The 26260-nt window shown below is 67.5% G+C and carries 30 protein-coding genes; 21 read left to right on the forward strand and 9 right to left on the reverse strand.

What is annotated here, in order from left to right; translation table 11 throughout:
- Positions 1 to 10 precede the first annotated feature (10 nt).
- From smpB to prfB, 6 genes are all read right to left on the reverse strand, one after another.
- Entirely contained in the window at positions 11 to 508 is a 498-nt protein-coding gene (smpB, locus tag ABQE89_RS06900; protein WP_448415452.1) for an SsrA-binding protein SmpB, read from the reverse strand.
- Positions 509 to 510: 2 nt separating this feature from the next.
- On the reverse strand, positions 511 to 1404 hold the full coding sequence (ftsX, locus tag ABQE89_RS06905; RefSeq protein ID WP_448415453.1) for a permease-like cell division protein FtsX: 894 nt from the start codon (positions 1402 to 1404) through the stop codon (positions 511 to 513).
- Positions 1405 to 2094: a cell division ATP-binding protein FtsE gene (ftsE, locus tag ABQE89_RS06910; RefSeq protein WP_448415698.1), complete on the reverse strand. Its 690-nt coding sequence runs from the start codon at positions 2092 to 2094 to the stop codon at positions 1405 to 1407.
- A gap of 62 nt (positions 2095 to 2156) precedes the next feature.
- Positions 2157 to 2609: an Rv3103c family proline-rich protein gene (locus ABQE89_RS06915; protein WP_448415455.1), complete on the reverse strand. Its 453-nt coding sequence runs from the start codon at positions 2607 to 2609 to the stop codon at positions 2157 to 2159.
- Complete coding sequence (locus tag ABQE89_RS06920; protein WP_448415699.1) at positions 2606 to 3586, reverse strand: mechanosensitive ion channel family protein; 981 nt, start codon at positions 3584 to 3586, stop codon at positions 2606 to 2608. Before ABQE89_RS06920 ends, ABQE89_RS06915 begins: the two co-directional genes overlap by 4 nt.
- Entirely contained in the window at positions 3576 to 4682 is a 1107-nt protein-coding gene (gene prfB / locus ABQE89_RS06925) for a peptide chain release factor 2 (protein WP_448415457.1), read from the reverse strand. Before prfB ends, ABQE89_RS06920 begins: the two co-directional genes overlap by 11 nt.
- 144 nt (positions 4683 to 4826) lie before the next feature.
- Between prfB and ABQE89_RS06930 the strand changes: the two genes are divergently transcribed.
- The gene (locus ABQE89_RS06930; RefSeq protein WP_448415459.1) at positions 4827 to 6197 is read left to right on the forward strand and encodes an FAD-dependent oxidoreductase; all 1371 of its coding nucleotides are present in this window, start codon (positions 4827 to 4829) and stop codon (positions 6195 to 6197) included.
- Between the two features lie 23 nt (positions 6198 to 6220).
- Here ABQE89_RS06930 and ABQE89_RS06935 read toward each other — a convergent pair whose 3' ends face one another.
- Positions 6221 to 6583, reverse strand: a complete 363-nt coding sequence (locus ABQE89_RS06935) for a hypothetical protein (protein WP_448415461.1) — start codon at positions 6581 to 6583, stop codon at positions 6221 to 6223.
- A gap of 23 nt (positions 6584 to 6606) precedes the next feature.
- Here ABQE89_RS06935 and hisN point away from each other — a divergent pair, with 23 nt between their 5' ends.
- The 3 genes from hisN to ABQE89_RS06950 all read left to right on the forward strand — a co-directional run bounded on the left by hisN (position 6607) and on the right by ABQE89_RS06950 (position 10259).
- Positions 6607 to 7422, forward strand: coding sequence for a histidinol-phosphatase (gene hisN / locus ABQE89_RS06940; RefSeq protein ID WP_448415462.1), 816 nt, complete (start codon positions 6607 to 6609; stop codon positions 7420 to 7422).
- 214 nt (positions 7423 to 7636) lie between these two features.
- The gene (locus ABQE89_RS06945) at positions 7637 to 9013 is read left to right on the forward strand and encodes an acyl-CoA dehydrogenase family protein (RefSeq protein WP_448415464.1); all 1377 of its coding nucleotides are present in this window, start codon (positions 7637 to 7639) and stop codon (positions 9011 to 9013) included.
- Between the two features lie 31 nt (positions 9014 to 9044).
- On the forward strand, positions 9045 to 10259 hold the full coding sequence (locus ABQE89_RS06950) for an acyl-CoA dehydrogenase family protein (RefSeq protein ID WP_448415466.1): 1215 nt from the start codon (positions 9045 to 9047) through the stop codon (positions 10257 to 10259).
- A gap of 89 nt (positions 10260 to 10348) precedes the next feature.
- Here the strand turns inward: ABQE89_RS06950 and ABQE89_RS06955 are convergent, their stop codons facing one another.
- On the reverse strand, positions 10349 to 11320 hold the full coding sequence (locus ABQE89_RS06955) for an esterase family protein (protein ID WP_448415468.1): 972 nt from the start codon (positions 11318 to 11320) through the stop codon (positions 10349 to 10351).
- Between the two features lie 279 nt (positions 11321 to 11599).
- On the opposite strand from ABQE89_RS06955, the gene ABQE89_RS06960 reads away from it, so the two are divergent.
- The 11 genes from ABQE89_RS06960 to ABQE89_RS07010 all read left to right on the forward strand — a co-directional run bounded on the left by ABQE89_RS06960 (position 11600) and on the right by ABQE89_RS07010 (position 21476).
- Complete coding sequence (locus ABQE89_RS06960; RefSeq protein ID WP_448415470.1) at positions 11600 to 12175, forward strand: TetR/AcrR family transcriptional regulator; 576 nt, start codon at positions 11600 to 11602, stop codon at positions 12173 to 12175.
- A 44-nt stretch (positions 12176 to 12219) separates the two neighbouring features.
- Complete coding sequence (locus ABQE89_RS06965; RefSeq protein ID WP_448415472.1) at positions 12220 to 13392, forward strand: acyl-CoA dehydrogenase family protein; 1173 nt, start codon at positions 12220 to 12222, stop codon at positions 13390 to 13392.
- Positions 13393 to 13420: 28 nt separating this feature from the next.
- Positions 13421 to 13810 (forward strand): nitroreductase/quinone reductase family protein, encoded by a 390-nt coding sequence (locus ABQE89_RS06970; RefSeq protein WP_448415473.1) that lies wholly within the window; start codon positions 13421 to 13423, stop codon positions 13808 to 13810.
- 71 nt (positions 13811 to 13881) lie between these two features.
- Positions 13882 to 14988 carry a homogentisate 1,2-dioxygenase gene (locus tag ABQE89_RS06975; RefSeq protein WP_448415474.1) on the forward strand — a complete coding sequence of 369 codons (1107 nt, stop codon included), beginning with the start codon at positions 13882 to 13884 and terminating at the stop codon, positions 14986 to 14988.
- Positions 14985 to 16181 (forward strand): alpha/beta hydrolase family protein, encoded by a 1197-nt coding sequence (locus ABQE89_RS06980; protein WP_448415476.1) that lies wholly within the window; start codon positions 14985 to 14987, stop codon positions 16179 to 16181. Before ABQE89_RS06975 ends, ABQE89_RS06980 begins: the two co-directional genes overlap by 4 nt.
- Positions 16178 to 17383, forward strand: a complete 1206-nt coding sequence (locus ABQE89_RS06985; RefSeq protein ID WP_448415478.1) for a CaiB/BaiF CoA transferase family protein — start codon at positions 16178 to 16180, stop codon at positions 17381 to 17383. Before ABQE89_RS06980 ends, ABQE89_RS06985 begins: the two co-directional genes overlap by 4 nt.
- Positions 17380 to 18285 (forward strand): hydroxymethylglutaryl-CoA lyase, encoded by a 906-nt coding sequence (locus ABQE89_RS06990; RefSeq protein WP_448415480.1) that lies wholly within the window; start codon positions 17380 to 17382, stop codon positions 18283 to 18285. Before ABQE89_RS06985 ends, ABQE89_RS06990 begins: the two co-directional genes overlap by 4 nt.
- The gene (locus ABQE89_RS06995; RefSeq protein WP_448415482.1) at positions 18275 to 18907 is read left to right on the forward strand and encodes a TetR/AcrR family transcriptional regulator; all 633 of its coding nucleotides are present in this window, start codon (positions 18275 to 18277) and stop codon (positions 18905 to 18907) included. Before ABQE89_RS06990 ends, ABQE89_RS06995 begins: the two co-directional genes overlap by 11 nt.
- A 30-nt stretch (positions 18908 to 18937) precedes the next feature.
- On the forward strand, positions 18938 to 20185 hold the full coding sequence (locus ABQE89_RS07000) for an acyl-CoA dehydrogenase family protein (RefSeq protein WP_448415484.1): 1248 nt from the start codon (positions 18938 to 18940) through the stop codon (positions 20183 to 20185).
- Positions 20182 to 21147 carry a phosphotransferase family protein gene (locus ABQE89_RS07005; RefSeq protein ID WP_448415486.1) on the forward strand — a complete coding sequence of 322 codons (966 nt, stop codon included), beginning with the start codon at positions 20182 to 20184 and terminating at the stop codon, positions 21145 to 21147. The genes ABQE89_RS07000 and ABQE89_RS07005 overlap by 4 nt, the downstream gene beginning before the upstream one ends.
- Positions 21144 to 21476 carry a DUF6285 domain-containing protein gene (locus ABQE89_RS07010; protein ID WP_448415488.1) on the forward strand — a complete coding sequence of 111 codons (333 nt, stop codon included), beginning with the start codon at positions 21144 to 21146 and terminating at the stop codon, positions 21474 to 21476. The genes ABQE89_RS07005 and ABQE89_RS07010 overlap by 4 nt, the downstream gene beginning before the upstream one ends.
- Positions 21477 to 21478: 2 nt before the next feature.
- Here ABQE89_RS07010 and ABQE89_RS07015 read toward each other — a convergent pair whose 3' ends face one another.
- Positions 21479 to 22108 (reverse strand): class I SAM-dependent methyltransferase, encoded by a 630-nt coding sequence (locus ABQE89_RS07015; RefSeq protein ID WP_448415490.1) that lies wholly within the window; start codon positions 22106 to 22108, stop codon positions 21479 to 21481.
- 52 nt (positions 22109 to 22160) lie between these two features.
- On the opposite strand from ABQE89_RS07015, the gene ABQE89_RS07020 reads away from it, so the two are divergent.
- From ABQE89_RS07020 to nuoD, 6 genes are all read left to right on the forward strand, one after another.
- Positions 22161 to 22541, forward strand: coding sequence for a nuclear transport factor 2 family protein (locus tag ABQE89_RS07020; RefSeq protein ID WP_448415492.1), 381 nt, complete (start codon positions 22161 to 22163; stop codon positions 22539 to 22541).
- A gap of 102 nt (positions 22542 to 22643) precedes the next feature.
- Positions 22644 to 23045 (forward strand): Rv3143 family two-component system response regulator, encoded by a 402-nt coding sequence (locus ABQE89_RS07025; RefSeq protein WP_448415494.1) that lies wholly within the window; start codon positions 22644 to 22646, stop codon positions 23043 to 23045.
- A 164-nt stretch (positions 23046 to 23209) separates the two neighbouring features.
- On the forward strand, positions 23210 to 23584 hold the full coding sequence (locus ABQE89_RS07030; protein ID WP_448415496.1) for an NADH-quinone oxidoreductase subunit A: 375 nt from the start codon (positions 23210 to 23212) through the stop codon (positions 23582 to 23584).
- Positions 23575 to 24129 (forward strand): NuoB/complex I 20 kDa subunit family protein, encoded by a 555-nt coding sequence (locus ABQE89_RS07035; RefSeq protein ID WP_448415498.1) that lies wholly within the window; start codon positions 23575 to 23577, stop codon positions 24127 to 24129. The genes ABQE89_RS07030 and ABQE89_RS07035 overlap by 10 nt, the downstream gene beginning before the upstream one ends.
- Positions 24126 to 24845, forward strand: a complete 720-nt coding sequence (locus tag ABQE89_RS07040; RefSeq protein ID WP_448415500.1) for an NADH-quinone oxidoreductase subunit C — start codon at positions 24126 to 24128, stop codon at positions 24843 to 24845. The genes ABQE89_RS07035 and ABQE89_RS07040 overlap by 4 nt, the downstream gene beginning before the upstream one ends.
- The gene (gene nuoD / locus ABQE89_RS07045; RefSeq protein WP_448415502.1) at positions 24845 to 26188 is read left to right on the forward strand and encodes an NADH dehydrogenase (quinone) subunit D; all 1344 of its coding nucleotides are present in this window, start codon (positions 24845 to 24847) and stop codon (positions 26186 to 26188) included. Before ABQE89_RS07040 ends, nuoD begins: the two co-directional genes overlap by 1 nt.
- Positions 26189 to 26260: the final 72 nt, after the last annotated feature.

The following is a 26260-nucleotide window of genomic DNA, read 5'->3' on the forward strand; positions in this document are numbered from 1 at the left end:
CGAGCGACCGCTAGGGCATGCCCTTGGCGCGGCGGCCCAGCTCACGGGTGATCTCCCGCTGGGCGTCGCGGCGAGCCAGGTCCTGGCGCTTGTCGCGAGCCTCCTTACCGCGGGCCAGCGCCAGCTCGACCTTGACCTTGCCGTCGGAGAAGTACATCGACAACGGGACCAGGGTCAGGTTGCCGTCGCGGATCTTGCCGACCAGCATGTCAATCTGCTTGCGGTGCAACAGAAGTTTGCGGTTGCGCCGCGGCGGGTGGTTGGTCCACGTGCCGTGGTGATACTCCGGGATGTGCAGGTTGCGCAGCCACACCTCGCCGTCGTCGACGGTGGCGAACGCGTCGGTGAGCGAGGCCTGACCGTCACGCAGACTCTTGACCTCGGTGCCGACCAACTGGATCCCGGCCTCGTAGGTGTCCAGGATCGAATAGTTGTGCCGCGCTTTACGGTTGGTCGCGATGACCTTGTTGTTCGGGGAGCGCGACGGGTCTGCCTTCTTCTTCGCCATGATCAGCGACGGATGTAAAGGCGCAGCGTCGCATACGCGGTGACGCCGGCCATCGCCACGCCGACGAAAAACAGGATCGGAGCGATGTAGAGGATGTCGGCGAAGTCGACGCGCGCGATCAGGTTCGCTTGATAGAACTGGTTGAGCGCCTTCTCCAGGAACAGCGCCCGCACGGCTATCAACCCGATCACCGCGATCACCACACCGATCAGCGCCGCGAGCGCGGCCTCCACCAGGAACGGCAACTGCGTATACCAGCGACTGGCGCCGACTAATCGCATGATGCCGATCTCGGTGCGCCGAGTGTAGGCGGCGACTTGAACCATGTTGGCGATCAACAACACCGCGCCGATCGCCTGCACCAACGCCACGGCGAACGCCGCGTTGGACAAACCGTCGAGCACCGCGAACAGCCGGTCGATCAAGTCTTTCTGGTTGAGCACGTTGAGCACACCGGGTTGGCCGACCATCGCCTCGTCGAAGTCCTTGTGCTGTTCGGGATCTTCGAGTTTGACGATGAACGACGCCGGAAACGCCTCGCGGCCCGCGACGTCCTTGTACTGCGGGAACTTCTTGACGGCGTCGTCGTAGGCCTCGTCGCGGTTGAGGAACCGCACCGAGCGCACGTCGTCGCGATCCTCGATCTTCGCGCGCAGCGCCTTGCACAGATCGGCGTCGCAGTCAGGGTCGTTGGCCGACACGTCATCGGTCAAGAAGACCTGGCTCTCCACCCGGTCCAGATAGATGTCGCGCGACTGGTCGGCCAACCGCAGCACCAGCAGGCCGCCACCGAACAGGCCGATCGAGATCGCGGTGGTGAGGATCATCGCGACCGTCATCGTCACATTGCGACGAAACCCGGTGAGGACCTCGTTGACGAGGAATCCGAAGCGCACTTAGCGGTCCATTCCGTACACGCCGCGCTGTTCGTCGCGCACCAGCCTGCCCAACTCCAATTCCACGACGCGCTGGCGCATCGAGTCGACGATGTGGTGGTCGTGGGTCGCCATCACCACCGTCGTCCCGGTGCGGTTGATGCGCTCGAGTAGGTCCATGATGTCCTTGCTGGTCTCGGGGTCCAGGTTTCCGGTGGGTTCGTCGGCCAGCAGCACCAGCGGCCGGTTGACGAACGCGCGCGCGATCGCGACGCGCTGCTGCTCGCCGCCGGACAGCTCGCCGGGCAGACGGTTGGCCTTACCGGACAGGCCGACCATCTCCAGCACGTCGGGCACCACCCTATTGACCACCTCGGGACGCTTGCCGATGACCTCCAGCGCGAACGAGACGTTCTCGAAGACGGTCTTCTGCTGCAGCAGCCGGAAGTCCTGGAAGACGCACCCGATGACCTGGCGCAGGCCCGGGATGTGACGGCCCGCCAACTTGTTGACGTGGAACTTGGAAACCCGGATGTCTCCGGCCGACGGTGACTCCTCGGCCAGCAGCAACCGCATGAACGTCGACTTGCCCGATCCGGACGGTCCGATCAGGAAGACGAACTCACCCTTGTCGATCTTGACCGAGACGTTGTCGAGTGCCGGGCGTGCCGAAGACTTGTACTGCTTGGAGACGCGGTCGAGGGTGATCATCACGGCACGCCAGTGTAGCGGGGGAATTCGGGCGCGGCCGACCAGCGACAACGCCCGCGTGGCTAGTTGGGCTCGGTGGTGGTCGGCGGCGGCCCGAACAGCGGAGTGGTGGGCGGCGACTCGGGTGCCGCGGTCTGGGGCTGCGGCGGTAGCGGGCCGGAACCGTCGGGGTCGACGACCGTGGTGGTGGGGGTGGATCCGGCCGGGCTCGTCGGGCTGGTCGGCGACGTGTCGGTGGGGCTGGTCGTCGGACTGGTGGTGGTCGGCGTGGCCTCGGACGGGCTGGTCGTGGTGTAGCTCGGTTCCTTCGGCCGGACGTTGGTCCGCGGCACCCAGGTGTAGTTCGGGTCGGGCACGAAACCGGGCGGAACCACCGCGGTCGGCGGCGCCTCCTCGGGCGTCGGCGCGGGGTGGAAGGTCTGGTTCACCCAGAACAGCGCGCCGAACGCGACGATGAGCACGATCGTCGAGATCCTCATCCGGCCCAGCCGCGCCGTCAACCAGGGCGGGGTCATTTCCGGTCCGCCTGCGGGCCCTGGGTGCCCTCCTCGGCGCCGCCGGCGGTGGCCGGGTGCACCAGCGCCTCCACCATCGGGGTGGGGGCATCGGACGGGGACACCAGGCCGGATCGGCGCAGGGCGGCGATGACGAGCAACCGGATGCGTCGCCCGACCTCGAACTGCTTGCCCGGCAGCGTGCGCGCCACCATCCGCAGGTTCAGGGTGTCCAGGCCGATGCTCTCGACGCCCATCAGTTGCGGCTTGTCGAGGATCAGCGCGCTCAGATCCGGATCTTCGCTGGCCTTCTCCGCGACATCGTGCAGGACCTCGTTGACGGCGTTGAGATCCGCCGACGTCGGCACCGGGATGTCGATGACCGCGCGCGCCCAGTCCTTGGACAGGTTCAATGAGCGGACGATGTTGCCGTTGGGGATCGTGTACATCTCCCCTTCGGGCGTCCGCAGCTTGGTGACCCGCAGCGTCACCTCTTCGACGGTGCCCAGCGACTCCTCCGGCGCCCCGACCATGCTGAGCTGCACCAGATCACCAAAGCCGTACTGGCGTTCGGTGATGATGAAGAACCCGGCCAGCAGGTCCTGCACCAGTTTCTGCGCGCCGAAGCCCAGTGCGGCACCGAGCACCGCGGCCGGCGCCACCAGCGATCCGATCGGAATCGCGAGGATGTCGGTGATCTGCACCGCCACCACGATGAACAGCAGCGCCACCGAAACCCACGAGATCACCGACGCGACGGCCTGGCGGTGCTTGGCGCTCTCCGAGCGCACCAACTGGTCGCTCTCCTGATATTCGGCGTCGATGCTCTTGACGATGCGCCGTGCCGACCAGCTGATGAACCGGGCCGCCAGCACCCCGCCGACCAGAAACATCGCGATCGGCACGCCGCGTTCGAGGATCCAGGTGCCGATGTTGCCCTGCCAGAAGCCCTGCCAGCGGTCGGACGCCGACTGCGCGATCAGGTAGCTATTCGTCATCGCGCCGGTTGCGCCAGCGGATTCCGGCTTCGAGGAACCCATCGATGTCGCCGTCGAGCACCGCGGCCGGGTTACCGACCTCGTATTCGGTGCGAAGGTCCTTGACCATCTGGTACGGGTGCAACACGTAGGACCGCATCTGGTTGCCCCATGAGCTGCCGCCGTCACCCTTCAGCGCGTCCAGCTCGGCACGTTCCTCTAACCGCTTGCGTTCCAACAACTTCGCCTGCAACACCCGCATCGCCGCCACCTTGTTCTGCAACTGCGACTTCTCGTTCTGGCAGGTGACGACGATCCCGGTCGGGACGTGGGTGAGCCGGACGGCGGAGTCGGTGGTGTTGACCGACTGCCCGCCGGGGCCGCTGGAGCGGTAGACGTCCACCCGCACGTCGCTCTCCGGGATCTCGATGTGGTCGGTGGTCTGCACCACCGGCAGCACCTCCACCTCCGCGAACGAGGTCTGGCGGCGACTCTGGTTGTCGAACGGGCTGATTCGCACCAACCGGTGGGTGCCCTGCTCCACCGACAAGGTGCCGTAGGCGAACGGCGCGTGCACCGCGAACGTCGCGCTCTTGATGCCGGCCTCCTCGGCGTAGGAGATGTCGAACACCTCGACGGGGTAGCCGTGCTGTTCGGCCCAGCGGATGTACATCCGCATCAGCATCTCGGCCCAGTCCGCGGCGTCCACGCCGCCGGCGCCCGAGCGGATGGTGACCAGCGCCTCGCGTTCGTCGTACTCACCCGACAGCAGCGTGCGCACTTCCATCGCCTCGATGTCCTCGCGCAGCTTGGCGCGCTCGGCGTCGGCCTCGGCGAGTTCGTCCTCGGACCCGTCCTCCGCCGCCAACTCGTAGAGCACGGGCAGGTCGTCGAGGCGCTGCCGAAGGCCCTCCACCCGGCGCAGATCGTTCTGCGCGTGGGACAGCTCGCTGGTGACTTTCTGGGCGCGGGCCTGGTCGTCCCACAGCTTCGGGTCCGACGCCTCGTGCTCGAGCTTCTCGATCCGGCTGCGCAGCCCCTCGACGTCGAGCACCCGCTCCACCGTCGTCAGGGTGGAATCGAGGGCGGCGAGGTCGGCTTGACGGTCGGGATCCACGGAGGTTCAGCCTACCGGCGACGCCGTTCGGCCGGTCTTGCGGCAGCGAACCGGCGTGCGCGTTTAGCATCGGGGTTGGTAACCGGCCCGGCCGCGACGCGACAGCCCCCTGCGCGTGGTCGGCAAAGCGACAGAAAGCTGTGTATGCGTCCTTACCACGTGGCGGTCGTCGGCTCGGGACCCTCGGGTTACTTCGCCGCGGCGTCGCTGCTGAAGTTCGCCGATGCCCGAGAATCCGACGAGCACGCCGACATCCGCGTCGACATGCTCGAAATGCTGCCCACCCCTTGGGGGTTGGTGCGCTCCGGGGTGGCACCCGACCACCCGAAGATCAAGTCGATCAGCGCCCAGTTCGAGAAGACGGCCCTCGATCCGCGGTTCCGGTTCTTCGGCAACGTGACCGTCGGTGAGCACGTGCATCCCGCCGAACTGGCCGAACGCTACGACGCGGTGATCTATGCCGTCGGCGCGCAGTCCGACCGCGCGCTGGGCATCCCGGGTGAGGATCTTCCCGGCAGCGTGCCCGCCGTCGACTTCGTCGGCTGGTACAACGCCCACCCGCACTTCGAGGAGGTGACGCCGGACCTGTCGACCGGGCGGGCGGTGGTCATCGGCAACGGCAACGTGGCGCTGGACGTGGCGCGCATCCTGGTCACCGACACCGACGCGCTGGCCGCCACCGACATCGCCGACCACGCGCTGAAGTCCCTGCACGACCGCGGTGTGGAAGAGGTGCTGATCGTGGGTCGCCGCGGTCCGCTGCAGGCCCCGTTCACCACGCTGGAGCTGCGTGAGCTCGGCCATCTTGAGGGTCTCGCGGACGTCGACGTGATCGTCGACCCCGCCGACCTCGCCGACATCTCCGACGAGGACCTGGAGGCGGCGGGTAAGACGGTCCGCAACAACATCAAGGTGCTGCGCGGCTACGCCGAAACCGCACCCAAGGGCGCGGCCCGGCGGATCGTGTTCCGGTTTCGCACCTCGCCGGTGGAGATCAAGGGCGAGGGCAGGGTCGAATCGATCGTGCTGGGCCGCAACGAACTGGTCGACGACAACGGCCGCGTGGTCGCCAAGGACACCGGCGAGCGCGAGGAGGTGCCCGCCCAGTTGGTGGTGCGGGCGGTCGGCTACCGCGGTGTGCCCACTCCCGGGTTGCCGTTCGACGAGCGCAGCGGCACCATCCCACACACCCGCGGCCGCGTGGAGGGCAGCCGCAACGAGTACGTCGTCGGCTGGATCAAGCGCGGACCCACCGGCGTGATCGGCAGCAACAAGAGCGACTCGCAGGAGACCGTCGACACGCTGATCTCCGATCTGCGCGGCGCCGACCTGGCCGACATCGGACCCGACCACGCCGACGACGTGATGCGGTGGCTGCTGGAACGGCAGCCGAAACTGGTCACCAACGAGCACTGGAAAGTGATCGACGAGTACGAACGCACGGCCGGGAAGGGCCAGCGGCCACGGGTGAAGCTGACCAGCGTCGCCGAACTGCTGCGCATCGGCCACGGCTGAGCCGGGCTGAGGTGTGCGCGGGCTCAGGTGTAGGGCGGGGGTTCGCCCGACGTCGGCGGGGCCGGCGGCGCGGCGGCGGCGAACGCCCAGTTGTCGGGGTTCTTCGGCGAGTACGTCACCTCGAACAGCTGTCCCATCGTGGGCCAGTTCGCGGCGTCGAGCGCGAGCCGCTCGTAGATCACGTGCTCGTTGACCGTGGGACCGTTGATGACGCCGGTGATCGTCACGAACTGCTCGCCGGCCTCGGCCGGGCGCGGGCTGACCCCGGTGACCAGCAGCGTGCCGTGCACCCAGTCGCTGCCGACACCACGCCGTCGCCTGATCCACGGCGCCAGCAGGATGGCGAGCGCGCCCAGCAGCACCAGGACCATCACGATTTCCAGCATCCCGACATGGTAGGACGACAAGCGTGAACACGGTCCGTGACGACGTCTCGAACAACGTGGCAGACGATGTGGAGCTGGCTCTGCTGCTGGCCGACCAGGCCGATGCCCTGACGACGGACCGGTTCGGCGCACTGGATCTTCGCGTCGACACCAAACCGGACCTCACCCCCGTCACCGACGCCGACCAGTCGGTCGAACGGGTGTTGCGCGCGACACTGGCAGAGCAGCGCCCGGCTGACCTGGTGCTCGGTGAAGAGTATGGCGGCACAGCGACTTTCGCGGGCCGGCAATGGGTGATCGATCCGATCGACGGGACGAAGAACTTCGTGCGCGGGGTGCCGGTGTGGGCGACGCTGATCGCGTTGTTGCGCGACGGAGTCCCGGTGGTGGGAGTGGTCAGTGCGCCGGCATTACAGCGGCGCTGGTGGGCCGGCGAGGGCCAGGGCGCGTTCGCGACGGCGGCCGGCGGTGACCCGCGGCGGCTGTCGGTGTCCTCGGTGGCCGACGTGGCCGCGGCGAGCCTGTCGTTCTCCAGCCTGTCGGGTTGGGCGCAGTTGGGCCTGCGGGAGAACTTCATCGAGTTGACCGACACGGTCTGGCGGGTGCGGGGCTTCGGCGACTTCTTCTCTTATTGCCTGGTCGCCGAGGGCGCGGTGGACATCGCCGCCGAACCCGAGGTGTCGCTGTGGGACCTGGCCCCGCTCGACATCCTGGTGCGTGAGGCCGGCGGGCTGTTCAGCAGCCTCGACGGCGAGGCCGGACCGCACGGGGGCAGCGCGGTGGCCACCAACGGATGGCTGCACGACACGGTGCTGACCAGCCTGTATCCCCCACCCTGACGCCCCTTCGATATCGAGGGGTATCGAGCCCGACGATCCCGGGTAGGTGGGTGTCGAGCTGGGGGTGTCATCAATTGATGACGGTGTTCGGCCGGATGGTGTGGGGTGGGGCGCTGTGAAGTGCGCTACAACTTACTCTAAGGTCAGTTTCAGTACCTTACTCTAGAGTCAGTTCCGGAGGCGGAACGACAATCCACAAAGCGAGGCAGTCGAGATGACCAACACCCTGCCGTCGAAAAGCCGGGCGGACAAGGAGAGTGCCGTCGGACTTCGCAAGCACAAGCGCACCGCGACCGATCTGGGGCTGGCCCTGGTCACCCCGCTTGTCGGTCAGGAGTTCCTCGATCGGTACAAGCTGCGCGACCCGCTCAACCGCGGCCTCAAGTACGGCGTCAAGCAGGTGTTCTCCGCCGCCGGTGCGGCCAGCCGCCAGTTCAAGCGGGTGTCCGGCGCACAGAGCGGGCCCACCAGGCTTAAGAGGAGCGGTTCGGACTACTTCGACCTCACCCCCGACGGCGAACAGCAGATGATCGTCGACACCGTGACCGAGTTCGCCGATCAGGTGATGCGCCCGGTCGCCAGGGAAGCCGACGACGCCGCCACCTACCCCGACGACCTCGTCGGCAAGGCCACCGAGCTGGGTATCACCGCGATCAACGTCCCAGAGGACTTCGAGGGGATCGCCGCCCACCGCGCGGCGGTCACCAACGTGTTGGTGGCCGAGGCGCTGGCCTACGGCGACATGGGTCTGGCGCTGCCCATCCTCGCGCCCGCCGGTGTCGCGTCGGCCCTCACCCACTGGGGCAGCGCCGACCAGCAGGCGACGTACCTGGGCGAGTTCGCGGGCGAGAACGTTCCGCAGGCGTGCTTGGCGATCGCCGAACCGCGCCCGCTGTTCGACCCGACCGCACTGAAGACGACGGCCGTGCGCACCCCCAGCGGCTACCGCCTCGACGGCGTCAAGTCGCTGGTACCGGCCGCCACGAGCGCCGAATTGTTCGTCGTGGCAGCACAACTGAACGGCAAGCCGGCGCTGTTCATCGTGGAGTCCTCGTCACGCGGGGTGACCGTGACACCGGACCCCAGCATGGGCATCCGCGCGGCCGCGCTCGGCCAGGTCGCGTTCGACAACGTGACGGTGCCGCTGTCGGCGCGGCTGGGCGAAGACGGCGCCAGCGACCAGGACTATTCCGAGGCGATCGCGCTGTCGCGGCTGGGCTGGGCGGCGCTGGCCGTCGGCACCGCACACGCGGTGCTCGACTACGTGGTGCCATACGTCAAGGAACGACACGCTTTTGGTGAGCCCATCGCCCACCGGCAGGCGGTGGCGTTCATGTGCGCGAACATGGCCATCGAGTTCGACGGGCTGCGGCTGATCACTTGGCGCGGCGCGTCGCGGGCCGATCAGGGCCTGCCGTTCGCCAGGGAGGCGGCGCTGGCCAAGCGGTTGGGCACCGACAAGGGCATGCAGATCGGTCTGGACGGCGTGCAGCTGCTCGGCGGCCACGGCTACACCAAGGAGCACCCGGTGGAGCGGTGGTACCGCGACCTGCGCGCGATCGGCGTCGCCGAGGGCGTCGTCGTTATCTGAGCCGTCACGTTTAGCGAACGAAAGTCGAACCATGGCAATCAATCTGGAACTTCCCCGCAAGCTCGAAGCGGTGATCGAAAAGGCTCATCAGGGCGCCGCCGAGATGCTGCGTCCCATCTCCCGAAAGTGGGATCTGCGGGAACACGAGTACCCGGTCGAACTCGACACACTGGCCACGCTGTTCGAGGGCATCTCGGAGGCCAAGACCATCGCGTTCGCGGGCGCCGAGGCGTTCCGTGAGGGCGACGAGGGCAAGGAAGCCAACCACAACGGCGCCAACATGTCGGCGGTGCTCAACGTGATGGAAATCAGTTGGGGCGACGTCGCGTTGATGCTCTCGGTGCCACGCCAGGGCCTGGGCAACGCCGCGATCAGCAGCGTGGCCACACCCGAACAGCTCGAGCGGCTGGGCAAGGACGTCTGGGCCGCGATGGCGATCACCGAACCGGACTTCGGCTCGGACTCCGCCGCGGTGTCGACGACGGCCACCCTCGACGGCGACGAGTACGTCATCAACGGCGAGAAGATCTTCGTCACCGCGGGATCGCGAGCCACCCACATCGTCGTGTGGGCCACGCTGGACAAGTCGAAGGGGCGCGCCGCGATCAAGTCGTTCATCGTGCCGCGCGAACACCCCGGTGTCACCGTCGAACGCCTCGAGGACAAGCTGGGCATCAAGGCCTCCGACACCGCAGTGATCCGCTTCGACAACGTGCGGATCCCCAAGGAAAACCTGCTCGGCAGCCCCGAGATCGAGGTGGAGAAGGGTTTCGCCGGGGTCATGGAGACCTTCGACAACACCCGCCCGGTCGTCGCCGCGATGGCGGTCGGGATCGCCCGCGCCGCGCTCGAGGAGCTGCGCAAGATCCTCACCGAGGCCGGTGTGGAGATCTCCTACGACAAGCCGTCACACGCGCAGAGCGCGCCCGCCGCGGAGTTCCTCCGGATGGAATCCGATTGGGAGGCCGCCTATCTGCTGATGGTGCGGTCCGCCTGGCAGGCCGACAACAACATCCCGAACTCCAAGGAAGCGTCGATGGGCAAGGCGAAGGCCGGCCGCGTCGCCAGTGACATCACGCTCAAGGCCGTGGAATTGGCAGGCACCGTGGGCTATTCCGAGCAGTCGCTGCTGGAGAAGTGGGCCCGCGACTCCAAGATTCTCGACATCTTCGAGGGCACTCAACAGATCCAGCAGCTCGTGGTGGCCCGCCGTCTGCTGGGCCTGTCGTCCTCGGAACTGAAGTAACCCCTTCTCTGCGCGAGCAGACGCAAATGGCGCGCGACACGCCGCTTTTCGCCGTACTTTGCGTCTGCTCGCGCAGGAGAACGCAGGGCTCAGCCCAGGTAAGAGATCATGTCGGGCTTCATCGCCTGCAGCTCTGCGCCCCAGTACTCCCAGCTGTGAGTGCCGTAGGGCGGGAAGTTGAACACGGCGTTGTGACCACCCGCAGCGATGTAGTTGTCGCGGAACGTGATGTTGGTGCGGATCGTCAGCCCCTCGAGGAACTCGGCGGGCAGGTTGGCGCCGCCCAACTCGTTGGGCGTGCCGTTGCCGCAGTACACCCACAGGCGGGTGTTGTTGGCCACCAGCTGCGGGATCTGCACCATCGGGTCGTTGCGCTTCCATGCCGGATCGGTCTCGGCGGGACCCCACATCGGCCCGGTCTCGTAACCGCCCGCGTCGCCCATCGCCATGTTGATCAGGCCCGGCCACATGCCCTCGGACGGGTTGAGGAACGCCGACAGTGAGCCCGCGTAGACGAACATGTCCGGGTGGTAGACGGCCAAGATCATCGCCGAGTTACCGGACATCGACAGGCCCACGGCGGCGTTGCCGGTGCTCGACACGCCCCGGTTGGCCTCGAGCCACTGCGGCAGCTCGGCGGTCAGGAACGTCTCCCACTTGTAGGTGCTGCAGCCGTCGTTACCGCACGCGGGCTCATACCAGTCGGTGTAGAAGCTGGACTGGCCGCCCACCGGCATGACGACCGACAGCGGCGTGTCGTAGAACCACTCGAAGGCCTGGGTCTCCAGATCCCAGCCGTTGTAGTCCTCGCGGGCACGCAGGCCGTCGAGCAGGTAGACCGCATGCGATCCGGTGCCCTTCTGGAACTGCACCTTGATGTCGCGGCCCATCGACGGCGACGGCACCATCAGGTACTCCACCGGCAGGCCGGGCCGGGAGAAGGCCCCGGCGGTGGCCGTCTGTCCGGAGAGCGCCACCAGTCCAGGCAGCAGGGCCGCTACTGCGGCGACCACCGTCAACCGGCGTGCCCAGGGGCCACGAATCTTGTCAAAGAGCCTCATACTGCAAATCCATCCATCTTCCGGTGTCCGCGTTTCTCCCCGACGATCAAGCGACCGCCATCGGCAGCGCAGCGATGTCTTCACTGCGCTGTCGCGCCCGCTCGACTGAGCCCGGGGCCGTCGAGCGGACCGAGAAAATTTCAGTTGTCGCGTGAGCAGTAAAACATGTGTCCAGCGCAGGACAAACCCCGACGGGCGCGGATATCCGCATTCGAGTCCCAATTGAAAACTAACGACTACGTCAGAGTGTGTGGTATCGCGGGCCGTAGGCTGCCGACCATGGCAGCGGACTCCGCACCGGCCCGCGCCACCCGACTGTCGGCGGACGACTGGATCGAGGTGGGCTACGCGATCCTCGCCGAAGAGGGCATCAAGGCCCTCAAACTCGACCGGCTGTGCGGGCGTCTCGGGGTCACCAAGGGCAGCTTCTACTGGCATTTCAGTGACATCGGCAGTTATCGGGCGGCACTGGTGGCCGCCTGGGCCGAATCGCACGACGAGTCGCGGCGCCAGGTCGCCGACGTCGCCGCCGCCGACCTACCGCCCCGGGAACGGCTGCTGAAGATGATGTCGGCGCTGGTCAGCCCGCGGCAGTGGACCCTGGAGCGGGCGATGCGGGAGTGGGCCCGCACCGACCGCGGGGTCGCGGCCAGTGTGCGGGCCGCCGACCAGAAGGTGCTGGCCGCGGTGCGCCAGGCGTTCGTGGATTACGGCTTCACGCCCGAGGACGCCGAACTGCGCGCGAACGCCACTTTCGCCGCCGGCATCGGGTTTCTGCACCTGGCCGGATCCAGGCCCGACCCGAAGGCCACCGCGCAGCGGCAACGCTTCCTCGACCTCATGTTGCGACGCTGAGTCGGCCCGCGTTTCCATACTAAAAAGTTTGGTAGCTTCGGCACATGACCGCGGTTTCGGCCAGCACGGCAATCGATGCCGAGTTCGTCGCCCGATTGGCCGGGCGTGCCCACGAGGCCGAACGGATGCGTCGGCTGCCACCGGAGACCGTCGCCGACCTGGTCGCCTCGGGATTCACCGAACTTCTCGTGCCCGCCCGCTTCGGCGGCCGGCAGGCCCCGTTCGCGGCGATTCTCGACCCTGTCCGGCGGATGGCGCACGGATGTGCCTCCAGCGCGTGGACCCTGGGCTTCTACGCCCTGCACAACTGGATGCTGGCGCTGTTCGACGAGCGGGCCCAGGAGGAGGCGTTCGCGTCGCGTCCCTTTCTGGCTCCGGCTCCCCTGGCGCCGACGGGTCGAGGGGTACCCGTCGACACCGGGGTCCGGCTGACGGGCCGGTGGTCGTGGGCCACCGGCGTGATGGACGGCAACTGGATCATCGTCGGCGCCCTGTGTGGGCCCGACGACGATCCGGCAGCCATCTACCCGGCGCTCGCGCTGCTGCCGATCTCCGACGTCACCATCGAGGACGTCTGGCACACCGACGGCATGTGCGCGACGGGGTCCAACGACGTCGTCATCAACGACGCATACGTCCCCGCCCACCGACTGGTGCGCGTCGTCGACATCTACACCGGGACCGCCCCGGGCGCCGGCCTGCACGACTCGGACACCTACCGGTGGCCGATGGTGCCCGCACTGGCGCTGCTGGCTGCCATGCCCGCGCTGGGCAGCGCCGAACGGGTGGCCGAGATCTACGCCGACCGGCTGGGCACCCGGGTGCTGGCCTACGAGGGACGCATGCAGAAGGACAAACCGATCGCGCAGGCCGGGCTGGCCGAGGCGCAGGTGCGGCTGCGCGCGCTGCGCGGGCTGCTCAGCGCGACCGTTGCCGACATCGAGACGGCGGTCGCGTCGGGAGAACCGGTGCCGCGACCGCTGCGGGCCGACGCGCGGTTGGCGGCGGCGCACATCGTGCGCGAGTCACGCGCGGTGATCGGGGATCTGCTCGAGGCGTCCGGGGCCAGCGCGCATTTCCTCGACAACCCGCTGCAGCGCATCAAACGCGATGTCGACGTGCTGGCCGGACACGTGGTGTTCGACTACGACACCTGTCGCGAACTCGCCGGGGCGCTCACACTGGGTATGAAGGTCCCCTACACCGCCATGGTGTGACCGTTTCGTCCCGACAGAGGAGTCTTTGATGGCCGACGACCTGCGCGACCGCATCACCACCGCGTTCCAGAAGCACGTCGCCAATCCGGTGATGCGGCTGTTGCCGTTTCAGACCCTGCTGGAGACCATCGGACGCAAGTCGGGTCAGCCCCGGCGCACACCGCTGGACGGTCGCCGGGAGGGCAATCAGTTCTGGTTCGTCTCCGAATTCGGCGACCGATCGCAGTACGTCAAGAACATCGCGGCCAATCCGAGGGTGCGGGTCCGGCTCAAGGGCAAGTGGCACAGCGGCACCGCCCACCCGGTGCCCGACGACGACCCGCGCGAGCGACTGCGCTCGCTACCGCGCTTCAACAGCATGGGCGTGCGGACGTTCGGCAGCAATCTGCTGACCATCCGCGTCGACCTGGACGATTGACTTTCGCTCGCACACCGAAGTAAAACTAAAGTCAGTTTTACTTCAGCTTGCGCGGCCGGCGAGGAGGCCCCATGGAATCATTTGTTCACCTGCGCAAAGGCCGCACACCGCGACGGTTGCACGCCGACCTCGACGGTCTGAAGGACGACGAATTGGGCCGCGGCGGGTTCACCGGCCGCACGGCCAGCCTCTACCGCCGCAACGACCCGACGGCGTACCGCTCGGTCGGCCCGTTGCGTCCCCTCGACGTGTTGTCCAGCGAGCTCAAACCCGGCGATGCCGGCGATGCGGCGGGCACGCCGATGCTGCTGTTCAGCAACCCGGACTGCCGCGTGCATCTGAGCCGCCGCAGTGAGGCGATGCCCTTCTACGTGCGCTACGTCGACGGCGACCTGCTCTGCTTCGTGCACGCGGGCGCCGGACGACTCGAGACCGAGTTCGGCCCGCTCTCCTACCGTGAGGGCGACTGGATCTATCTGCCCAAGGCAGGTACGTGGCGCCAGATTCCCGAATCGGAGACCACGCTGTTGATGGTCGAGGCCACCGACGAGTTCCGGGTGCCGCCGCCGGGCCCGCTGGGCAGACACTTCCCGTTCGATCCGTCGCAGACGACGGTGCCCGAACCGGCGGCCATCGACGACGGCGAGGGCCCGCTCCGCGACGGTGAGTACGAGGTTCGGCTCATGCACCACGATGGGCCGACAATGCTGTACTACCAACACCATCCGCTCGACGTCGAGGGTTGGCAGGGCGACAACTTCGCGTTCACGTTCAACATCGCCGACTACAACGTCGTCACCTCCAACAGCGTGCACCTACCTCCGACCGTGCACCTGTTCATGCAGGCCACCGGCGTCTATGTGATGAACTTTCTGCCCAAACCCGCCGAGGGCGTGCCGGGCACCGAGCGCACACCGTGGTATCACCGCAACGTCGACTACGACGAGATCGCCTTCTTCCACGGTGGATCGCTCTACGGGATTCCGATGCCGCCGGGGCTGATCTCGCATGCGCCGCAGGGGGTTCACCACGGGGCGCCGGAGAAGGCGCGGGAACGGGCGCGGCGCAAGTTCGACGACTACGACAGCGTGGACTGGAAGGTGATCGCCATCGACACCCGGCGGCGGCTGGTGCCGTCGGCGGAGGTCATCGCGAACGACCTGGGGCAGCACTCATGACAACGACTGTGCGGCACGAGTACGACCGTATCCCCTATCTTGTTGCTTTCCAGAACAATTCGGGTGTACGCGACGTGTACGGCGGGGTGGCCGAACTGGTGGTGCTGGAAAGCCACTTGTTGCGGCCCAAGGACAAGCCCTCGGATACCGTGCTGGTCTTCATGCACCCCATCGGTGGCGGCGCCTATCTGCCGATGATGAACGGCCTGGCGCGGGCCGGCCACCATGTCATCTACTGCAACAGCCGATTTCGGGGCACCGATTCGGCGCTGTTGATGGAGAAGGTCGTCGAGGACCTGGGCGAGTGCATCAAGGACGCCAAGAACCGGCTGGGCTACTCAAAGGTGGTGCTGGCCGGCTGGAGCGGCGGCGGTTCGCTGTCGGTGTTCTACCAGCAGCAGGCCCAGCACCCGACGGTGACGGCCAGCCCGTCCGGTGACGGCCCCGACCTGACCAAGCTGGGGCTGATCCCCGCCGACGGCGTCATGTTGCTGGCCGCCCACGTCAGTCGGCACGGCACATTGACCGAGTGGCTGGACGCGTCCATCCTCGACGAGTCCGACCCCACCCAGCGGGACCCGGAGCTGGACCTGTACAACCCCGACAACCCCAACCAGCCGCCGTACACCCAGGAGTTCCTGGACCGCTACCGACAGGCCCAGATCGACCGGAACCGACGAATCACGAAGTGGGTCAAGGACAAACTGGCCGAACTCAAGGCCGCCGGTCGACCCGAAGACGAGTTCGCCTTCGTCGTGCACGGCACCATGGCCGACCCGCGGTGGCTGGATCCCACCGTCGATCCCAACGAACGCGCCCCGAAGACCTGCTATCTGGGCGATCCTGCGGTGGTGAACAACGGACCGGTCGGCCTGGCCCGGTTCTGCACGCTGCGAAGCTGGTTGTCGCAGTGGAGTTATGACGACGCCAACGGTGACGCGGTCAAGGCCGGACCCGACATCGCGGTGCCCACCCTGGTGATCGGCAACCTTGCCGACGACGCCTGCACCCCCAGCCACACCCGCAGGCTCTTCGAGGCGATCGGCCATCCGGACAAGGAGTTGCACGAGATCGCCGGCGCCAACCACTACTACAGCGGGCCCGACCAGCGCGACAAGCTGCGCGAGGCCGTCGGAATCGTCACCGACTGGCTCACCCGGCACGGGTTCGCATCTCAGGACGGGGCGCAATGAGTGTGGCAGGACCGCTGGACGGCATCCGCGTGATCGAGGTCGGCACGCTGATCTCCGGCCCCTTCGCAGGCCGCCTGCTCGGCGACATGGGTGCCGAGGTCATCAAGGTCGAACCGCCGGGCGCGCCGGACCCGCTGCGCACCTGGGGGCAGGCCGAACTCGACGGCCACCACTTCTTCTGGACCGTGCACGCACGCAACAAGAAGGCGGTCACCCTCGATCTGCGACAGTCGGCGGGCCGCGAGTTGTTCCTCGACCTCGTCGAGCGGTCCGACATCATCGTCGAGAACTTCCGGCCCGGCACGCTGGAGAAGTGGAACCTCGGCTATGACGTGCTGCGCGAACGCAACCGGGGCATCATCCTGGTACGCGTCTCGGGCTACGGGCAGACCGGCCCGGAGGCCCACAAGGCCGGTTACGCCTCGGTGGCCGAGGCCGCCAGCGGGCTGCGGCACATGAACGGTTTTCCGGGCGGGCCGCCGCCGCGGCTGGCGCTGTCGCTCGGCGACAGTCTGGCCGGGATGTTCGCCGCACAGGGCGCCTTGGCCGCGCTGTACCGGCGCACGGTCACCGGAGAGGGCCAAGTTGTCGACGCGGCGCTGACCGAATCATGCTTGGCCATCCAGGAATCCACCATCCCCGACTACGACGTCGGCGGGGTGGTCCGCGGGCCGTCTGGCACCCGGCTCGAACGCATCGCGCCGTCGAACATCTACCGCAGCGCCGACGGCAGCTGGGTGGTGATCGCGGCCAATCAGGACACGGTGTTCCGCAGGCTGTGCGAGGCGATGGGACGTCCGGAACTCAGCTCCGACGACCGGTTCGCCAACCACGTCGCACGAGGGCACAACCAGGACGAGCTCGACAAGATCATCGGCGACTGGGCCGCCGACAGGCAACCCGACGACATCATCGAAACCCTTTCCGCGGCCGGGGTGATCGCCGGACCCATCAACACCGTCGCCGAAGTGGTGGCCGACCCGCAGTTGCGGGCGCGCGGAATGCTCGTCGAGCATTGGGACGAACGCATCGAACGTCCGGTGCTGGGACCGGGGGTGGTGCCGGTGCTCTCCGAGACGCCCGGCACCGTGCGCAGTGCCGGCCCCGCGCGTCCGGGACAACACAACGAGGAGATCTACCGCGGTCTGCTCGGCAAGAGTGACGACGAGTTGGCCGCGCTGCGTTCGGAGGGCGTGCTATGACCACGGTGACTCATGTCGACATTCGTGATGTGTCGCTGCGCGACGGGTTGCAGATCGAAGACCCGATCCCGTTGTCGGCCAAGCTCGAACTGCTTGCCGCCGTCGCGGCCACCGGCGTGCGCGAGATGGAGGCGACGGCGTTCGTCTCGCCCTCGAAGGTGCCCGCGCTGGCCGACGCGGCCGAACTCGCCGCCGAACTGCACAACTTCCCCGACATCGAGTTCTCGGCGCTGGTGGCCAGCCCCAACGGCGCCAAACGCGCGATCGCGGCGGGGCTGCGCTCGATCGAGTACGTGGTGTCGGCTGCCGACGGGCACAGCCGCGCCAACGTCGGCCGCTCGACGGCGGAGGCCACGGCGCTGATCGGTGAGATCGTCGCGATCGCCCGCGACAGCGAGGTGTCCGTCGAGGTGATCGTGGCCACCGCGTGGGACTGCCCGTTCGACGGGCCGACGCCGCCGCAGCGGGTGATGGACGTCGTCGCCGCGGCATGCGACGGCGGGGCGGACCGGATCGCCATCGCCGACACCATCGGCACCACCACGCCGCGGCGGGTCAGCGACCTGGTCGAGACGATCCGCCCGCTGGTGGGCGGTCTGCCGCTCGGCGCGCACTTCCACAACACCCGCGGCGCCGGACTGGCCAGTGCCTACGCCGCCGTCAGTGCCGGTGTCAGCCGGCTCGACGCGTCGGTCGGCGGGCTCGGGGGTTGCCCGTTCGCGCCCGGCGCCAGCGGCAACATCGCCACCGAGGACCTGGTCTACCTGTTGCGCGACAGCGGTATCTCCGTCGACGTCGATCTGGCGGCGGCGATCGCGGCGGCGCGGGTGGCCCAGGACGCCGTGGGACACGATCTTCCGAGCTCGCTGTTGCGTGCCGGCGACCGGATCCTTGACCGATAACGTGCCCAGCGCATCGTCGGGGACGCTCAGCGCCAAGGGCCGCCAAACCCGGCAGGCCATCGAGCAGGCGGCCCGCAAGCTGTTCGCCGAGCGCGGCTTTCACGGCACCACACTGGCTGACATCACCTCGGCGGCGGGCAAGTCGCCCGCGGTGTTCTACCGCTACTTCGCCGACAAGGAAGACCTGCTCGCCGCGCTGGCTCAGTCGTTTCTGCACGAGGTCGTCGCGCCGTCGTGGGCGGGCCTGGACCTGCCGGACTCCCCCGACGACGACCTGTTCTTTCGCGCGGTGGTCACCGGCTACTGGAACATGTTCAAGCAGAACATCGGCATCATGATCGCGGTCGCCCAGCTTGCCACGACTCAGCCCCGGTTCGCTGTGGTCCAGAACGACTTTCGGCGGTTCGGCATCGACATCGTCACCGCCTCGGTGCGTCGCGCCCAGGAGCAGGGCTACGGCGCCGACCTGCATCCCCGACACATCGCGGCGGCCATCGCGCTGCTGTTCGAGAACTTCACCACCGTGTTCGTCGCCAACTCGGGGCTCGGCATCGAGATCAGCGACGAGGACGCCATCGCCACCCTGTCGACGATCTGGAAGAGGACGCTGTACGGAAGCTGACGCCCACGCCACCCGCTTGAAAGGAAAGTCATGGATTTCACCCTTCCCGACCATCTTCCGGGGCTGCTCGCCGAGATGGACGCGTTCATCGAAGCCGAGATCAAGCCGCTGGAACGCGAACACATCCAATACTTCGACCACAGGCGTGAGCACGCCCGCACCGACTGGGACAACGGCGGCATCCCGCGACGGGAATGGGAGGACCTGCTCGCCGAGATGCGCAGACGCGCAGATGCGGCGGGCTGGCTGCGCTACGGGCTACCGTCGCGCTTCGGTGGTCGCGACGGCAGCAACATCGACATGGCGGTCATCCGGGAACATCTGGCGCACAAGGGACTCGGACTGCACAACGATCTGCAGGACGAATCGTCGATCGTCGGCAACTTCCCGCAGGTCATCATGATGGACCGGTTCGGCACCGAGGCGCAGAAGCAGGAATGGACCGAGGCGCTGATCACCGGCGAGCGGTCGATGGCGTTCGGGTTGACCGAACCCAATCACGGATCCGATGCCACGTGGCTGGAGACCACCGCGGTGCGCGACAGCTCAGGCAAGGGCGACTGGATCATCAACGGCGCCAAGCGGTTCAACACCGGTGTTCACCGCGCCACCCACGATCTGATCTTCGCGCGCACCTCCGGGGAGCCGGGCCAGGCCCGCGGCATCACCGCGTTCCTGGTGCCGACCGACGCCCCGGGTTTCACGGTGCCGTACTACTGGTGGACGTTCAACATGCCGACCGACCACGGCGAGGTCGAGTTGAAGGACGTCCGGGTCCCCGCCGACGCCGTACTCGGCGAGGTGGACCGCGGTCTGGAGGTCGGCCAGACCTTCCTGCACGAGAACAGGATCCGGCAGGCGGCGAGCAGCCTGGGCGCCGGCCAGCACTGCATCGACCGCGCGGTGGCCTACGCCAACGAGCGCAAGGTGTTCGGCAAGCCGCTGTCGGTCAACCAGGCCGTGCAGTGGCCGCTGGTGGAGTTGCAGACCGAGGCCCAGATGGTGCGACTGCTGGTGCGCTACGCGGCCTCGGAACTGGACCGCAATCACCACATGGAGGTCTCCGACAAGGTCTCGATGGCCAACTATCGGGCCAACCGCCTGGTGTGCGAGGCCGCCGACCGTGCCATGCAGGTACTCGGCGGCGTCGGGTACAGCCGCCACGAGCCCTTCGAACACATCTACCGTCACCACCGCCGTTACCGGATCACCGAGGGTGCCGAGGAGATCCAGATCCGCCGAGTCGCGCAGCGGCTCTTCGGGTTCGGCCGAAAGTGAAACAGGGCCTGGAATCAGTGCTGCGGCCGGCGCTGGGCGGTGAGGTCGTCGTCGAGAATCTGACCGCGCTCACCGGCGGCGCCAGCAGGACCACGTGGGCGTTCGACGCCGTCGTCGGCGCCGACGAGCGACGGGCGCTGATCCTGCGCACCGGCCCGCCCGACGACGTGCACGCCAGCATGGAGTTGGAAGCGCGCGTACAGCAGCGCGCCGCGGCCGCCGGTGCGCCCGTGCCCCACATCGTCACCGCCGACAACTCCGCTGCCGCACTGGGCAACCCGTATCTGATCTGTGAGGCGATCGGGGGCGAGACGATCGTCCGCAGGATCCAGCGCTCACTCGACGACGACGGTAGGCAACGGCTCCTGGCGCAGTGCGCGCAGGCACTCGCGGCCATCCACCGCGCCGACCCGACGGACGTGGGGCTGGCCGTATCCGACCAACTCGACGACTGGCGCGACCGGCTCGACGAGATGGGCGACACCACAGCGACATTCGAGTGGGCGTTTCGCTGGCTCGGCGCCCACCGCCCGCCCACCTCGTCGCAGGTGCTCGTGCACGGCGACTTCCGGATGGGCAACCTGATCGTCGACGAGTCGGGGCTGGCCGCGGTGCTGGACTGGGAGCTCGTCCACCTGGGCGAGGTGTACGAGGACCTCGCGTGGTTCTGCATCAGGGCCTGGCGCTTCGGCGCACCCGAGGAACTCGGCGCCGGCGGGCTGGGCAGCGTGGAGAGCTTCCTGTCGGCCTACGAGGCGGCCGCGGGCATCACACTGGACCGCGACGTGTTCCGCTGGTGGCTGACCGTGGCCACGCTGCGCTGGGGCGTCATCTGCCGGTTCCAGGCCGAGCGGCATCTGTCCGGCCAGACGCGATCGGTGGAGCTCGCCGCGATCGGCAGGCGCGTCGCCGAAACCGAGTGGGACGTGCTGGATCTGCTGGACGGAGGCGGACCGCGATGACCGGTGTGTACGGACGTCCGACCGCCGCCGAACTGGTCGCCGCGGTCGCCGATTTCCTCGACAACGACGTGCGCGGCAGCGTGGAAGGTCAGCTGAACTTCCACGCCCGCGTCGCCGCCAACGTGCTGCGCATCGTCGAGCGCGAACTGCTCGACGATGCGTCGGCCGCGGTCACCGGTGCGCTGGCGGCGCTGGGCTACTCCACCGAGGAGGAACTCGCCGCGGCCATCCGCGCGGGTGACCTCGACGGGCGACCCGAGGACGTGCTGGCGTGCCTGCGCACGCTGGTGGGCCGCCGGCTCGACGTGGCCCACCCCGGCTACCGGTGATCTCATCGGCGGCGGATGCGAGCCAGCCATGCGGGTTCGTCGACCACCGTGCCGACCGGCAGCCCCAGCGACTCGGCGTGCGGTTCGTGCACGACGCCGCGGTAGGTGGTCTGGTCCAGCGCCTCGAGCACCCAGCCGTCGCCGAAGGCCTCGCGGATCACCCGTTCGCTGACCTGCGGGCCGAACCCGCGGCCCTTGTCCGACAGCGCCAGCACGTGCAGCAGTCCACCGGGCCGGCACGCGGCGTGCAGGCTCGCGACGTAGCGGGGCCGGTCGGTGTCGTCGAAGATGTGAAACAGCGCGCTGTCCACGATGGTGTCGTAGCGCTGGCCGGCGCCCAGGTCCATCGCGTCGGCGACCTCGAAACGGGCGTCTACGCCACGGTCCGCGGCGTTTCGACGGGCCTGCGCGATCGCGGTCGGCGCGGCGTCGACGCCCAGCACGGAGTAACCCAGGCTGGTCAGCAGGATGGTGTGCTCGCCGGTGCCGCAACCGACGTCGAGCACCGAGCCGCTGATCCGGCCGGCCCGTTCGAGGGCGACGACCGCGGGTTGGGGCCCGCCGATGACCCACGGTGCGGTGCGGGTCTTGTAGGCGTCGTCGAATCGGGAGAAGGTGGGGGTGGCGTCCATGCAGACCAGGCTGGCACCTCAACCCGACTTGAGGTCAAGAGAGGATCACCAGATGTCCGGCATCGCGATCACCGAGGTCGCCGACCAGCTGTTCGCCGCGATCGAACGCGGCGACATCGCGACCGTGCGGCAGATGTGGAGCGACGACGTCGTGGTCTGGAAGGTCGCCGACCGGGACCGTGACAAGGACCGGGCGCTGCGGATCATCGACTGGTTCGTCGCCACGACCACCGACCGCCGCTACGAGATCCTCGACCGCCGGATGTTCGACGGCGGGTTCGTGCAGCAGCACATCCTGCACGCCAACGGAAGAAACGGCGGGTCGATCGCGATGCGGGTGTGCATCGTCATCGCGGTGGACGCCGACGGGCTGATCAGCCGCATCGACGAGTACTTCGACCCCGCCCAGATCCAGCCGCTGCTCGAGTCGTAGACGTCGGGATCGACGATGCCCGAGCGGGTTCCCACCTGAGGCGACCCGACGATCTCGGGTGACGTCATGTTCCCTCCGACCGGGTGCCCGTACGATCAGCGCATGGTCGAGTCATCGCGTCGCTTGCGGATCCTCGTCTACAGCGACAATCCCCGAACCCGTGAGCAAGTGCGACTGGCGCTCGGTAAGCGGGTGCACCCGGATTTGCCCGAGCTGACCTACGAAGAGGTCGCCACCGGTCCGATGGTGATCCGGAAGATGGATGAGGGCGGTTTCGATCTGGCCATCCTCGACGGGGAGGCCGCACCCGTCGGCGGCATGGGGATCGCCAAGCAGTTGAAGGACGAGATTGCCGACTGCCCACCGGTGCTGGTGCTCACCGGACGGGCCGACGACGCTTGGCTGGCCCACTGGTCACGCGCCGAAGCCGCAGTTCCCCATCCGATCGACCCGATCCGGTTGGGCGAGGCCGTGGTGGCCCTCTTGCGCGCGCCCGTGCAGTAACCGAAAACGCCAAATTCGGTGCGACGCTTGCCTGTTCAAGGCATGACAACATCGCCGCACCCGGTCAGTAGCGATCCTAACCAAAATATGTGGCGTGCGTTTCATTGCCCGATAGGGTGTGGGTAAGCTCACAAGGACAGCCCACGAGGGAGCGTTTGCTAGGTATGGATTTGTACACGCCGATACTGGTGCTCAGCGCGATCGCTGCTGCGTTCGCCGTCGGGTCTGTCGGCATCGCGTTGTTGGTCGGGCCGCGGCGCTACAACCGCGCCAAGCTGGAGGCCTACGAGTGCGGTATCGAGCCGGTACCCCACGGCGGCCCGTCCGGTCAGCCCATCGGCCAGCGGTTCCCGATCAAGTACTACCTGACCGCGATGTTGTTCATCATCTTCGACATCGAGATCGTCTTCCTCTATCCGTGGGCGGTGGCCTTCGACAGTCTCGGGCTGTTCGCGCTGGTGGAGATGCTGTTGTTCATGGTCGTGGTGTTTGTGGCCTACGCGTACGTGTGGCGCCGGGGAGGCCTGGAATGGGTATAGAGGAGAAACTGCCCGGCGGCATCCTGCTGTCCACCGTCGAAACGGTTGCCGGGTACATCCGGAAGGGCTCGCTGTGGCCGGCGACCTTCGGGCTGGCGTGCTGTGCGATCGAGATGATGGCCACCGCGGGTCCGCGTTTCGACATCGCGCGCTTCGGGATGGAGCGGTTCTCGGCCACCCCGCGGCAGGCCGACCTGATGATCGTCGCGGGCCGGGTCAGCCAGAAGATGGCACCGGTGCTGCGGCAGATCTACGACCAGATGGTCGAGCCCAAATGGGTGCTCGCGATGGGGGTATGCGCGTCCTCGGGCGGGATGTTCAACAACTACGCGATCGTACAGGGCGTCGACCACGTCGTGCCGGTGGACATCTACCTGCCGGGCTGCCCACCGCGTCCCGAGATGCTTCTGCACGCAATCCTGAAGTTGCACGACAAGATTCAGGAGATGCCGCTCGGCGTCCACCGCGAAGAGGCGATCCGGGCGGCCGAGGAGGCAGCGCTGGCGGTCACCCCGACCATCGAGCTCAAAGGGTTGCTCCGATGACCAGCGATGATCCAACGACCATGGGCGCGAACGGAAACCGCCCGCAGGCCGATATCGGACCGTCCGAGGTCATCGGCGTGCGCCGCGGCATGTTCGGCAACACCGACACCGGCGACACGTCGGGCTACGGCCGCCTGGTGCGCCCGGTGGCGCTGCCGGGCGGTTCACCCCGGCCCTACGGTGGCTACTTCGACGACGTCGTCGACAAGCTGGAGACCGCCCTCGGGCCGGAGACCTACGCCGAGTCCATCGAGCGGGTGGTGGTCTACCGCGAGCAACTGACGCTGGAGGTGGACCGCGGCCAACTGCCCACCGTCGCCCAGGCCCTGCGTGACGACCCCGGACTGCGCTTCGAGTTGTGCCTGGGCGTCAGCGGGGTGCACTACCCCGGCGACAGCGGGCGCGAATTGCACGCCTACTACCCGCTGATGTCGATCACCCACAACCGTCGCATCGGCCTGGAAGTCGCCACCCCCGACGCCGACCCCCACATCCCGTCGCTGTTCGGGGTCTATCCCACCGTCGACTGGCACGAGCGGGAGACCTACGACTTCTTCGGCATCATCTTCGACGGACATCCCGCCCTGACCCGCATCGAAATGCCCGATGACTGGGTGGGTCACCCACAACGCAAGGATTACCCGTTGGGCGGCATCCCGGTGGAGTTCCACGGTGCCGAGATTCCGCCGCCCGATCAGCGGAGGGCTTACAACTGATGAGCGCATCCCCCACGCCGTCGAACCCCTCGGGGTCGGGCGGCACCGAAACGGTGGTCGTGGTCGGTGGCCAGGACTGGGATCAGGTCGTGGCCGCGGCACGGGAGAACGCCGAAGCGCGCGCCGAGGAACGCATCATCGTCAACATGGGTCCGCAGCACCCATCGACCCACGGAGTGCTGAGGCTGATCCTGGAGATCGACGGTGAGACCGTCGTGCAGGCCCGCTGCGGCATCGGCTATCTGCACACCGGTATCGAGAAGAACCTGGAGTTTCGCAACTGGACCCAGGGTGTCACCTTCGTGACCCGAATGGACTACCTCTCACCGTTTTTCAATGAGACGGCCTACTGCCTCGGCGTCGAGAAGCTGCTCGGCGTCACCGACGAGATCCCCGAGCGGGCCAGCGTCATCCGGGTGATGATGATGGAGCTCAACCGCATCTCGTCGCATCTGGTGGCGCTGGCCACCGGCGGCATGGAACTGGGCGCGATGAGCGCGATGTTCTACGGCTTCCGGGAACGCGAACTGGTGCTCAACGTCTTCGAGACCGTCAGCGGGTTGCGGATGAACAGCGCCTACGTCCGCCCCGGCGGGGTGGCGGTGGACCTGCCCGACGAGGCCATCCCCCAGATCCGTGACCTGCTCAAGCTGATGCCGACGCGGTTGAAGGACCTCGAGGACCTGCTCAACGAGAACCTCATCTGGAAGGCCCGCACCCAGGGCATCGGCTACCTGGACCTCGCGGGGTGCATGGCGTTGGGCATCACCGGTCCGTGCCTGCGGTCCACCGGCCTGCCCCACGATCTGCGCAAGGCGCAGCCGTACTGCGGCTACGAGAACTACGAGTTCGACGTCATCACCGACGACGGCTGTGACTCCTACGGCCGCTATCTGATCCGGGTCAAGGAGATGCACGAGTCGCTGAAGATCGTCGAGCAATGCCTGGACCGGCTCAAGCCCGGACCGGTGATGATCGAGGACAAGAAGCTGGCCTGGCCCGCAGACCTGGAGGTCGGGCCCGACGGTTTCGGCAACTCGCCCAAGCACATCGCCAAGATCATGGGGCACTCGATGGAGGGCCTGATCCATCACTTCAAGCTGGTGACCGAGGGCATCCGCGTCCCACCCGGCCAGGCCTACGTCGCGGTCGAGTCGCCGCGCGGCGAGTTGGGCGTGCACATGGTCTCCGACGGCGGCACCCGCCCGTACCGGGTGCACTACCGGGATCCGTCGTTCAACAACCTGCAGGCCGTTGCCGCGATGTGCGAGGGCGGCATGGTCGCCGACCTGATCACCGCGGTGGCGTCGATCGACCCGGTAATGGGCGGAGTGGACCGCTGATGAGCGCTTGCGCGAAGAGGAGACAACGCTGATGAGCGCTTGCGCGAAGAGGAGACAACGCTGATGAGCGCT

It is taken from the genome of Mycolicibacterium sp. XJ1819, from assembly GCF_053483675.1.